This window comes from Streptomyces sp. NPDC046876, from assembly GCF_040645035.1.
Taxonomy (GTDB): domain Bacteria; phylum Actinomycetota; class Actinomycetes; order Streptomycetales; family Streptomycetaceae; genus Streptomyces.
In genome coordinates this window covers 199,140-209,528 of record NZ_JBEYXK010000005.1, presented here as the reverse complement: position 1 = coordinate 209,528, position 10,389 = coordinate 199,140, and the positions used below count along the sequence as shown (strand labels likewise).

Below are 10,389 nucleotides of genomic sequence, written 5' to 3'. Positions count from 1 at the left end.
CCCGGGCCCCGCCCCCCCCCCCCCCGCGGGGGCGGGGCCCCCGCCCCCCCCCCGCGGCGGGGCGCGCCCCCCCCCGGTCCGGGCGGAGCCCGGTGCCCGGCGGAGCCGGGTTTCTCGGGGCGCTGCCCCAAACCCCGCGCCTCAAACGCCGGCGAGGCTGCAATTGCCGGACCCCCGCTGCGAAGCCGGGCCGGGCAAGCCCGGTTGGCGCTCGAAGCGGGGCCCAACCGCCCGGTGGGAGGCCGCGGTCCGGCCAATCCAGCCCCGCCGGCGATTGAGGCGCGGGGGCTGGGGCGGGGCCCAGGGGGCAGGACATCACAGCGAAGGGACGTCACCGTCATGCTCGACCACCTGATCAAGGGCGCGACCGTCGTGGACGGTACCGGCGCCCCCGCCCACCCCGCAGACGTCGGCCTGCGCAGCGGCCGCATAGCCGTGATCGCCGCCCCCGGCACCGTCACCGAAGACGCCCGCACCACCGAGGACGCCACCGGCCTCGTCCTCTGCCCCGGTTTCGTCGACCCGCACACCCACTACGACGCCCAGCTCTTCTGGGACCCGTACGCCACCCCCTCCATGAACCACGGCGTGACCACCGTCGCCGGCGGCAACTGCGGTTTCACCCTGGCCCCCCTCAACCCGGACCGCCCCCAGGACGCCGACTACACCCGCCGCATGATGAGCAAGGTGGAAGGGATGGCGCTGGCCGCTCTGGAGGAGGGCGTGGACTGGTCCTGGTCCTCCTTCGGCGAGTACCTCGACGCCCTGGAGGGCCGCATCGCCGTCAACGCCGGCTTCATGGTGGGCCACTGCGCCCTGCGCCGGTACGTGATGGGCGAGGACGCGGTCGGCGGCGATCCCACCCCCGCCCAGCTCCGCCGGATGGTCGACCTGCTCCACGACGCCATGGCCGCCGGCGCCTGGGGCCTGTCCACGACCCAGTCCTCCACCCACTCCGACGGCGACGGCGCCCCCGTCGCCTCCCGCCACGCCGGCCCCGCCGAGCTGCTCGCCCTCTCCGAGGCGGTCGGCGAGCACGAGGGCACCCAGCTGGAGGCGATCGTCGCGGGCTGCCTGGACCAGTTCTCCGACGCCGAGATCGACCTCTTCGTGGAGATGTCCGCCGCCGCCGGCCGCCCCCTCAACTGGAACGTCCTCACCATCGACGCCGCCGTCCCCGAACGCGTCCCGCGCCAGCTCGTCCCGAGCGAGCGCGCCCGCAAGGCCGGCGGCCGCATCGTCGCGCTCACGATGCCGATCCTCACCCCCATGAACATGTCGCTCGGAACGTTCTGCGCCCTGAACCTGATCCCCGGCTGGGGCGAGGTCCTCGGCCTGCCCGTGCCCGAGCGGATCGCGAAGCTGCGCGACCCCGCCGTCCGGGCGGAGATGCTGCGCCGCGCCGACAGCAAGGAGGCCGGGGTGTTCCGCCGCCTGGCCGACTTCGGGCGCTACGTCATCGGCGACACGTACAGCAAGGACAACGAGGGGCTCAGCGGCCGCGTCGTGCGCGACATCGCCGCCGAGCGCGGCCAGGACCCCTTCCGGTGCCTGGTCGAGATCTGCGCCAACGACGACCTGCGCACCGTCCTGTGGCCGATGCCCACCGACAACGACCCGGCCAGCTGGGCCCTGCGCGCCGAGACCTGGCAGCACGAGGACGTCATGCTGGGCGGCTCCGACGCGGGCGCGCACCTGGACCGGATGTGCGGGGCCCCGTACACGACCCGCTTCCTCGGGGACTGCCTGCGCGGTCGCAAGCTGCTGCCGCTGGAGCAGGCGGTACGGATGCTCACCGACGACCCGGCGCAGCTGTTCGGGCTGCGCGAGCGCGGCCGGATCGCCGAGGGCTGGCACGCGGACCTGGTGCTCTTCGACCCGGAGCGCATCGACGCCGGCCCGGCGACGCTCGTGCACGACCTGCCGGGCAACAGCCCGCGGCTGGACGCGCGGGCGGTCGGCATCGTGTCGGTACGGGTCAACGGCGTGGAGACGGTCCGCGACGACGAGGTGACGGGCGCGGTCCCGGGCACCGTGCTGCGCTCGGGCCGCGACACGCGGACGGTGAGCACCCGATGACGGCGGAAACGGGAACGGGAGCGGCAGCGGGGCCGCAGCGCCTCTTCATCGGCGGTGACTGGGTGGAGCCGGCCGGCGGCCACTACGAGGTGGTCAACCCGGCCGACGAGTCGGTGGTCGGCCTGGCCCCCGAGGCCTCGCCCGCCCAGGTCCTGGAGGCGGCCGCGGCGGCCGCCGAGGCCTTCGAGGGCTGGGCGCGCACCCCGCCGGAGGAGCGGGCGGCAGTCCTGGACCGGGCCGCGGACATCATCCAGCAGCGGTACGAGCCGTGGGCGGAGCTGGCCCGCGCCGAGACGGGTGCCACGACGGCGATCGCCCGCGGCATGCAGGTCGGTGTCGGGGTGGCCCGCTTCCGGCGGTACGCCAAGGGCGCCCTGGAACCGGTGGAGCGGGGCCTGCCGCCGCAGGTCACCGAGGCCGGGCCGATGGGGCGGGCCGGCATCCTGGGCGCGCTGGAGGTGCGCCAGCCGGTCGGCGTGGTCACCTGCATCACCTCGTACAACAACCCGTGGGCCAACCCGGCGGGCAAGGTGGCCCCCGCCCTGGCCATGGGCAACACGGTGGTGGTCAAGCCGGCCCCGCAGGACCCGCTGTCGGTGTTCCGGGTGGCGGAGGCGCTGGCCGAGGCCGGGGTCCCGCGCGGCGTCGTGAACGTGGTCGGCGGGCAGTCGGTGGAGGTCGGGGAGGCCGCGGTGGCCTCCCCGCACGTGGACATGGTGTCCTTCACCGGGTCGACGGCGGTCGGGCAGCGCATCGCCGAGGTCTGCGGCCGGACGATGAAGCGGCAGCTGATGGAGCTCGGCGGCAAGGGCGCGGCGATCGTGCTGGACGACGCCGACCTGGACGCTGCGGTCGCCGGCATCGGCACCACCTTCTCCTTCTACAGCGGGCAGATCTGCACCGCCCCGACCCGGGTGATCGTCCACCGATCGGTGTACGGCCAGCTGGTGGAGAAGCTGACCGGCTACCTCGCGTACATGAAGGTCGGCGACCCGGCCGAGCGGGGCACGGTGGTCGGCCCGGTGATCTCGGCGGCGCACCGGGACCGGGTGGAGTCGTACATCGAGATCGGGCGCAAGGAGGGGGCGCGCCTCGCGTACGGAGGGGAGCGCCCCGTGGTGGGCGGCGGTGGCGGCTTCTACGTGGCGCCGACGCTGCTGGTGGACTGCACCAGCGGGATGCGGGTGGTCCGGGAGGAGATCTTCGGGCCGGTGGTGGTGGTCGTCCCGTTCGACGGCGGGGAGGACGAGGCCGTCGCCCTGGCCAACGACAGCGACTACGGGCTGCTGAGCTACGTGTGGTCGGGGGACGCGGCGCGCGCCTTCCGGGTGGCGCGGCGGCTGCGGGCGGGCGGGGTCGGGGTGAACACGATCGGGCGGAACATGGAGGCGCCGTTCGGCGGCTTCAAGCGCTCGGGGGTCGGCCGGGACGTGGGCTCGTACGCGCTGCACGCGTACAGCGAGGTGCAGTCGATCGTCTGGCCGGGCTGAACGTCGGAGGAGGACCGAGCCCGAGCCCGAACGGGGTGCAGCGGGCGCGACACGCCGACCCGGGGGTGACCCCCGCCCCCGGCAGGTCGTTCACCAGGGCATGAACGCCAACGCCATGAAGCGCAGCCTCGCCGCCCTCGCCCTGTCCTCCGGCGCCCTCGCCCTCGCCGCCGGAGCCGCCCACGCCGACGCCACCGCCACCGCCAACGGCGAAGCCGTCAGCGGCCAGGCCATCGCCCCCCTCGCCAAGCGCGTCGGCGACATCGTCGACCACCCGGGCCACGCCGTGCAGGACACCCGCACCGCCCTGGGCGTGACGGCGAGCGCGGCCGGCGCGGCCGCCAAGTCCACGGACTCCTCGCTCGCGGGTACGGGCACGGCCCTGCAGGGCCTGCCGCAGGCGCCCGGGGTCCACTAAGCCGGCCAGCCCGGGTAACCCGGTTACCCCGGGCCCTCAACCCGAGTGGGTCGTTGATCAGCGCATGATCCTCTGGTTGCTCAACACCTTCTCGACCTTCACCCTGGGCCTCATCCTGGTGGGCGGCTTCGTCGGCCTCGCCGCGGCCGGCAGCCTGGCCGCCCGCCGCCGCTTCCCGCACCTCGCGGGCGGCGAGCACAACGAGATGGTCGGCGTCGCCCTCGGCATGTTCGGCGCGATCTACGGCATCATCCTCGCGTTCGTCGTCGTCACCCTCTGGACCCAACTCGAGAACACCCAGACCACCGTCGCCACGGAGGCCACCGACCTCGCCCTGATCGTCCGCAGCGCCGAGGCCTTCCCGCCCACCGACCGCGCCCGCGTGGAACACGCCGTCGGCGACTACGTCCACGCCGTCGTCGAGGTCCAGTGGCCGCTGATGCGCGAGGGCCGCCCCAGCTACGACGCGACCGCCGAACAGACGCACGGCCTGTACAAGGCGCTCCAGGCGTACGAGCCCACCGGCCACCGCAGCGAGACCTTCTACGACGAGGCTGCGGGCCGCCTGAACGACGTCGCCGCCCAGCGCCGGGCCCGCATCGACATGGCCAGTACGTCCCTGCCGATGCTGCTGCAGGTGCTGGTGTACGGAGGCGCGCTGGTCATCCTCCCGCTCACGTTCCTGTTCGGGCTGCGCAGTCTGAGGATGCAGCTGCTGTTCGTCTCGGCGGTGGCGGCCCTGATCGGCTTCAGCCTGCTGCTGGTGATGGTCCTGGACCGCCCGTTCGCCGGCGAACTGAGCGTCAGCCCGAGCCCGTACAAGGAGGCGGCCCTGGCGCAGTTCTGGCGGTAGGAGTGGCCAAGGAGGCGGGGCGGAAAGGTAGTTGCCGCTTCCCGCCGCTCTCAACGTATAGCGCGCCAGGGGGCTTGCGGCAAGGCCCCTGGCGTACCGCAGAATCGCGATCAAGATCAAGGACTGCGGAAACGGGAGCACTTCATGCGCGTTTTGTTGTCTGCCTACGACTCCCGCGGAGGCGTCGAGCCGCTGGTGGGGCTCGCCGTACGGCTGCAGGAGCTCGGCGCGGAGGTGCTGGTCTGCGCGCCGACGGACGAGGAGTTCGAGAAGCGGCTCGCCGTCGTCGGAGTGAAGATGGTGCCGACCGGCAAGTCGGTGCGCGACCTGGTGACCGGCAAGGTCCCGCCGACCGCGGGCGGCGTGCCCAAGCGTGCGGCCGAGCTGGTCGCCGCGTTCCACCAGAACGTCACGGCAGTGGCCGAGGGGTTCGACGTACTGGTCGCGACCGGTCTCGTACCCGCCGTGGCAGGTGTCCGGGCGGCCGCCGAACAGCTGGGCATCCCGTACGTGTACGCGAGCTACCAGCCCGTCAGCCTGCCGTCGCCGCACCACCCGCCGATCCCGCGCCCGGGCCGGCCGCTCCCGCCGGACGTGACCGACAACCGCGCGCTGTGGGACCAGGACGCCGAGGACGTGCAGGCGGTGTTCGGTGAGCCGATCAACACCTACCGCGAGTCGATCGGCCTCGCCCCCCTGGACGACATCCGCGACCACGTCTTCACCGACCGGCCGTGGCTGGCCGCGGACCCGGCCCTGGCCCCGTGGCAGCAGCCGGCCGACCTCGAGGTCCTGCAGACGGGGGCGTGGGTCCTGCCCGACGAACGACCGCTCCCCGCGGAACTGGTGGAGTTCCTGGACGCCGGCACGCCCCCGGTGTACGTCGGCTACGGCAGCATCCCGATGCGGGATCCGCAGGACGTCGCCCGGGTGGCCATCGAGGCGATCCGCGCGCAGGGCCGCCGGGTGGTCATCTCCCGCGGCTGGGCCGACCTGGCCCTGATCGACGACCAGGACGACTGCTTCGCCGTCGGCGAGGTCAACCACCAGGCGCTGTTCCGTCGGGCGGCCGCCGTCATCCACCACGGCGGCGCGGGCACGACGACGACGGCCACCTGGTCCGGCGCGCCCCAGGTGGTGGTCCCCCAGGGCGCGGACCAGCCCTACTTCGCCGGCCGCGTGGCCGACCTGGGCATCGGCGCGGCCCACGAGGGCCCGACCCCGACGGTCGAGTCCCTGTCGGCGGCCCTGCAGACGGCCCTGACCCCACAGACGCGGGCACGGGCAGCAGCGGTCTCCGGGGCGTTCCGCACGGACGGCGCGGCGCTGGCGGCAAAGCTGCTGGTGGAGGGCGTCGGCGCGTAGCCCTCGGCTCCGGCCTGGACGCGACTGCTACGGGGCGGCCGCGGTCGGCTGGTCCGGGACGTAGACGCTGATCCGGTGGGTCGTCGGGTGGCGCAGGCGGCCGCAGAACATGTCGATGCGGAGCAGGCGCGGGTCGGTGATCGTGCGCTCCTCGTGCAGGCGGCGGACGTACGCCCTCAGCTCAGCCTGGTCCTGCGTCGAGAACAGCGGTTCCCAGTGGCCCGGCGGGAGTTCCGACTCGCGGAGCCCCCGTTCCCTTGCGCGCTTGCGTTTGCGTTGGCCCGGCATGTGCGGCGGCTCTCCTCAGAGGTACTGCGCGTAGTCGTCCAGGGTGCGCAGCACCTCGGACTCCTCCGCGGAGGGGAGTTGGAGGACGACCTCCTCGATGCCCAGCTCCGCGTAGTGCGCGAGCTTGCCCGGGGTGGGGCGGACGGCGTACGGGACGACCTGGAGGGATTTCGGGTCGCGGCCCGCGGCCTCCCAGACGCGGCGCAGCACCGGGAGGGATTCGGTGAGGCCGCCGCCGCCGATGGGGAGCCAGCCGTCGGCGTGGTCGGCGACGGCGGCGAAGAGCTTCGGGCCGGCCGCGCCGCCGAGGAGGGTGCGGGGGCCGTGCAGGGGCTGGCCGGGGCCGAGCTCGCGGGGCGGCTGGGCCGGCTTGGGCCAGGCGGCGCTGGCCTGGACGGAGGCGTACTGGCCCACGTACGCGGTGGGTTCGGGGGCCCACAGGGCCCGCATGAGGGCCATCTTGTCGCGGACGAGGTCGCGGCGGGTGTGCCATTCGACGCCGTGGTCGGCGGCTTCCTCGACGTTCCAGCCGTAGCCGACGCCGAGGGTGAAGCGGCCGCCGGAGAGGTGGTCGAGGGTGGCGACCTGTTTGGCGAGGCCGATGGGGTCGTGCTGGGCGACGAGGGTGATGCCGGTGCCGAGGCCGAGGCGGCTGGTGACGGCGGCCGCTTGGCCGAGGGCGACGAAGGGGTCGAGGGTGCGCCCGTACATCTCGGGCAGGTCGCCGCCCATGGGCGCGGCGGTGTCGCGGGCGACGGGGATGTGGGTGTGCTCGGGCAGGTAGAGCCCGGCGAAGCCGCGTTCCTCGAGGCTGCGGGCGAGGTGGACGGGGGTGACGGAGCGGTCGGTCAGGAAGATGGTCGTGGCGATCCGCATGGGCGAGGCAACCTCCGTGGCGTGGTACGGCCAAAGCTACGGCGTCCGGGGCGGGAGCGGCAGGGGGCGGCGGGCTCGCCCGCCCCTGTGTCCGACACCGCTCGCGGCCGGACAGCCGCCCGAGCCCGGCCGTCTGCCGGCCCGGTCCATCCGCCGGCCCGGCCCGTCAGGCGCGCGGGTAGCGGGCCAGCCAGCCCGGGGCGGCGGTGGTCGGGGTGTGGAGGGCGGGGCCCTGGGTCATCTCCAAGGCGAAGTCGTCGGCGAGTTCCAGCAGGGTGGCGCGGCCTTCGAGGTCGGCGAGCCAGGCGGCCGGGAGGGCGGTCTCGCCGTGGAGGGCGCCGAGGAGGGCTCCGCACATGGCGCCGGCGGCGGTGGAGTTGCCGCCGAGGTTGACGGCGAGGCGCAGGCCGTTCGGGACGTCCGTGGCGGCGAGCGCGCAGTGGACGGCGGTGGCGAGGGTGGCGGCGGCGTCGGGGGCCGTGTCGAGGCCCGTGTCGGCGGGGGCCGCGGCATTCGGGGTCGTGCCGTCGGGGCCCGTGGTGTTGGGGGCCGCGGCGTCGGGGGCCCCGGTGCTGGGGCCCGGGGTGGGGCGGGTGCCTGCTGCGGCGGCTGCGACGGCGTGCTGGAGGGCGTCGGTGACGGGCTGGTGGCCGGGGCGGGAGCCGAGGAGGCCCAACGCCCGCTGGACGGCGGAGTCGGGGGTGTCGCCGCGGGTCAGGCCGTGGACGATGACGGCGAAGGCGCCGGCGGCGAGGTAGGCGGTGGGGTGGCCGTGGCTCTGGGCGGCGCACTCGACGGCGAGTTGCAGGACGAGGGCGGGCTCCCAGCCGATGAGCAGGCCGAACGGGGCGGAGCGGGCGGGGGCTGCGGCGTCGCGGGCGGCGGGGTTCTTGGGGTTGGCCAGGGTGCCGAGGACGGTGTCGGCGAAGCCGGTCAGGCAGTTGCGGTCAGGGTCGCGGCGGGCGTAGAGCCATTCCTGCCCGGCGAGCCAGCCGTTGTCCTTGCGGCGTTCGTCGGGGCCCCAGTCGTGCTGGGTGGCGGCCCACCGAAGGTAGGCGCGGTGGACGTCGGTCGGCGGGTGCCAGGCGCCGGTGTCGCGGCGTACGTGGGCGCGGATGAGGCCGTCGACGGTGAACAGGGTGAGCTGGGTGACGGAGGTGATCGCGCCGCGGCGGCCGTGGGCGGGGGCCGGGTCGATCAGGCCGTGCGGGCCGTGGGCCTCGCGGATGGCGTCGGGGGAGAGGCCGGCGACGGGTGCGCCGAGGGCGTCGCCGAGCGCGGAGCCGAGGAGGGTGCCGCGGACCCGGCTGCGGAAGTCCTGCTGCTCGGCGCGGCCCCACAGGCCGGTGGCGAGCGGGGACCGCCCGCCGAGGGTGGCCCCGGGCGGGGCGGCGGCGGTGGTGGCGGGGCGCGGACGAGGCGCGGGCAGGGAGGGCGCGGGCGCGGATGCGGGCTCGGGTGCCGCTGTGTCCGCGGGTGCGGGCCGTTCCGACGCCGCTTCCGCGTGTGCTCCTGCTGCGCTCGTCGCCGTGTCCATGGTGCTCCCCCCGACCCCGCTTGCTCTGGCGCGCACTGTAGTGGACATGCCTGATCAAAAGCGGAAGGTGACGGTCGAGAGTCCTGCGGGGGAGGGGAGAAAGGCCGGATTGTGGACGGGCTCCAGGGGGCCGGTGGTGTGCCGGGCAGTGGTGATCACCGCAGGTGGATGGCTGGTGGCACGTTTTGTCAGTTGCCTTCGAGCTGGCTGGTTTCGGCCATGTCCCGTTCACGCGGAGTTCCGCGGACGCCCGGAGCCTGGGCGGCATGAAGAAGGCATTCCTCACGGCGACCGCCGTCACCGGCGCGCTCACCGCCTCCCTGGTCGTGGCCCCTGCCGCCACCGCCGCCTCCGCCGCCTCCGCGGGCTGGGACCTGCCCTGGGCCGGGCACCACCACGACCGGAACGCCATCCCGTTCACGGAGGCCACCGTCACCGCCGGGGCCGACGGGTCGTACACCCTGCAGTGGAAGGCGCCCGGGGTCCGCCGGGTCGAGGTCAAGGCCGGCGGCAAGGTCGTCGCCAAGGGCGGGGCCGAGGGGCGCGCCGTCGTCACCGGCCTGCCCGCCGCCGACCGCCAGTGGTTCGACTTCGACCCGGCCCGGGGCGGTTCGCTGCACCTCGCCGACCGGCTGATCCGACTGGAGGGCGCCGTCAACTTCCGTGACGCCGGCGGCTACCGGACCGCCGGCGGGCAGTGGGTCAAGATGGGCGAGGTCTACCGCTCCGACGCGCTGAACAAGCTGACCGAGAACGACCTGGCCAAGCTGCGGCGGCTGCGGGTGCGCAACGTCTTCGACCTGCGGATGGAGAGCGAGCGTACGAAGGACCCCGACAAGGTGCCTGCGGGCGCGGCGTACACCGTCGCCGACGTCTTCGCCGGCTCGGGGGCCTTCGCGACGATGCCGAGGACGCCCGAGGAGGCGACCAAGGCCATGGTCGACGCCGAGAAGGCGATGGTCTCCGGGGAGGGCGGGAAGGCGGCGTACGCCGGGGTGTTCCAGGGCATGGAGCGGGACCGCGACCGCGCGGTGCTCTTCCACTGCACGGCGGGCAAGGACCGTACGGGGTGGGGCGCGGCGGCGTTGCTGACGGCACTCGGCGTGCCGAAGGAGACGGTCATGGCGGATTACCTGGCCAGCAACGACTACCGGCGGGCGGCGAATGACGCGGTGCTGGCGCATCTGCCGGCGCAGCAGGGGGCCGTGTACAAGCCGATGCTGGACGTGCGGCCCGAGTACCTGAACTCCGGGTACGAGGAGGTGAAGGCGCGCTACGGCACCTTCGACCGCTACCTCAACGATGCGTTGGCCGTCAGCCCGCGCGACCTGACCCAGCTGAAGAAGGACCTCCTGGTCGGCTGACCCACGGCCCGGCCGGGCCCAGGGCCGGCTGCCCCCTGGCCGGGCCTGAGCCGGCTCCGTCCGGGCCGCTGCGCGGAGCCCGTTCCCCACCCCGCCCCTTCTCCCCCAGCTACCGCTGG

Annotated in this window: 9 protein-coding genes; 6 read left to right on the top strand and 3 right to left on the bottom strand. The window is 74.5% G+C overall.

From position 1 onward, the window contains the following. Window positions 1-339 precede the first annotated feature (339 nt). The 5 genes from ABZ924_RS05640 to ABZ924_RS05620 all read left to right on the top strand — a co-directional run bounded on the left by ABZ924_RS05640 (window position 340) and on the right by ABZ924_RS05620 (window position 6,205). Complete coding sequence (locus ABZ924_RS05640; RefSeq protein ID WP_361904514.1) at window positions 340-2,079, top strand: D-aminoacylase; 1,740 nt, start codon at window positions 340-342, stop codon at window positions 2,077-2,079. Continuing rightward, the gene (locus ABZ924_RS05635) at window positions 2,076-3,569 is read left to right on the top strand and encodes an aldehyde dehydrogenase family protein (protein ID WP_361904511.1); all 1,494 of its coding nucleotides are present in this window, start codon (window positions 2,076-2,078) and stop codon (window positions 3,567-3,569) included. Before ABZ924_RS05640 ends, ABZ924_RS05635 begins: the two co-directional genes overlap by 4 nt. A gap of 100 nt (window positions 3,570-3,669) precedes the next feature. Next, window positions 3,670-3,987, top strand: coding sequence for a hypothetical protein (locus ABZ924_RS05630; protein WP_361904508.1), 318 nt, complete (start codon window positions 3,670-3,672; stop codon window positions 3,985-3,987). Between the two features lie 64 nt (window positions 3,988-4,051). Next, complete coding sequence (locus tag ABZ924_RS05625) at window positions 4,052-4,840, top strand: DUF4239 domain-containing protein (RefSeq protein WP_361904505.1); 789 nt, start codon at window positions 4,052-4,054, stop codon at window positions 4,838-4,840. A 144-nt stretch (window positions 4,841-4,984) separates the two neighbouring features. Further along, a complete protein-coding gene (locus ABZ924_RS05620) occupies window positions 4,985-6,205 on the top strand; it encodes a glycosyltransferase (protein WP_361904502.1) in 1,221 nt (406 codons plus the stop codon). A 27-nt stretch (window positions 6,206-6,232) separates the two neighbouring features. Here ABZ924_RS05620 and ABZ924_RS05615 read toward each other — a convergent pair whose 3' ends face one another. The 3 genes from ABZ924_RS05615 to ABZ924_RS05605 form a co-directional block, all read right to left on the bottom strand. Then, window positions 6,233-6,493: a hypothetical protein gene (locus tag ABZ924_RS05615; protein ID WP_361904499.1), complete on the bottom strand. Its 261-nt coding sequence runs from the start codon at window positions 6,491-6,493 to the stop codon at window positions 6,233-6,235. Window positions 6,494-6,508: 15 nt separating this feature from the next. After that, window positions 6,509-7,369: a TIGR03619 family F420-dependent LLM class oxidoreductase gene (locus ABZ924_RS05610; RefSeq protein ID WP_361904496.1), complete on the bottom strand. Its 861-nt coding sequence runs from the start codon at window positions 7,367-7,369 to the stop codon at window positions 6,509-6,511. A gap of 166 nt (window positions 7,370-7,535) precedes the next feature. Next, the gene (locus ABZ924_RS05605) at window positions 7,536-8,906 is read right to left on the bottom strand and encodes an ADP-ribosylglycohydrolase family protein (RefSeq protein WP_361904493.1); all 1,371 of its coding nucleotides are present in this window, start codon (window positions 8,904-8,906) and stop codon (window positions 7,536-7,538) included. A 266-nt stretch (window positions 8,907-9,172) separates the two neighbouring features. Between ABZ924_RS05605 and ABZ924_RS05600 the strand changes: the two genes are divergently transcribed. After that, the gene (locus tag ABZ924_RS05600) at window positions 9,173-10,270 is read left to right on the top strand and encodes a tyrosine-protein phosphatase (RefSeq protein ID WP_361904490.1); all 1,098 of its coding nucleotides are present in this window, start codon (window positions 9,173-9,175) and stop codon (window positions 10,268-10,270) included. Window positions 10,271-10,389 lie beyond the last annotated feature (119 nt).

What these genes read in the sequence shown, in the direction of transcription:
- ABZ924_RS05640 (WP_361904514.1), top strand. Translation starts at nt 340, where the DNA reads ATGCTCGACCACCTGATCAAGGGCGCGACCGTCGTGGACGGTACCGGC.
- ABZ924_RS05635 (WP_361904511.1), top strand. Translation starts at nt 2,076, where the DNA reads ATGACGGCGGAAACGGGAACGGGAGCGGCAGCGGGGCCGCAGCGCCTC.
- ABZ924_RS05630 (WP_361904508.1), top strand. Translation starts at nt 3,670, where the DNA reads ATGAACGCCAACGCCATGAAGCGCAGCCTCGCCGCCCTCGCCCTGTCC.
- ABZ924_RS05625 (WP_361904505.1), top strand. Translation starts at nt 4,052, where the DNA reads ATGATCCTCTGGTTGCTCAACACCTTCTCGACCTTCACCCTGGGCCTC.
- ABZ924_RS05620 (WP_361904502.1), top strand. Translation starts at nt 4,985, where the DNA reads ATGCGCGTTTTGTTGTCTGCCTACGACTCCCGCGGAGGCGTCGAGCCG.
- ABZ924_RS05615 (WP_361904499.1), bottom strand. Translation starts at nt 6,493, where the DNA reads ATGCCGGGCCAACGCAAACGCAAGCGCGCAAGGGAACGGGGGCTCCGC.
- ABZ924_RS05610 (WP_361904496.1), bottom strand. Translation starts at nt 7,369, where the DNA reads ATGCGGATCGCCACGACCATCTTCCTGACCGACCGCTCCGTCACCCCC.
- ABZ924_RS05605 (WP_361904493.1), bottom strand. Translation starts at nt 8,906, where the DNA reads ATGGACACGGCGACGAGCGCAGCAGGAGCACACGCGGAAGCGGCGTCG.
- ABZ924_RS05600 (WP_361904490.1), top strand. Translation starts at nt 9,173, where the DNA reads ATGAAGAAGGCATTCCTCACGGCGACCGCCGTCACCGGCGCGCTCACC.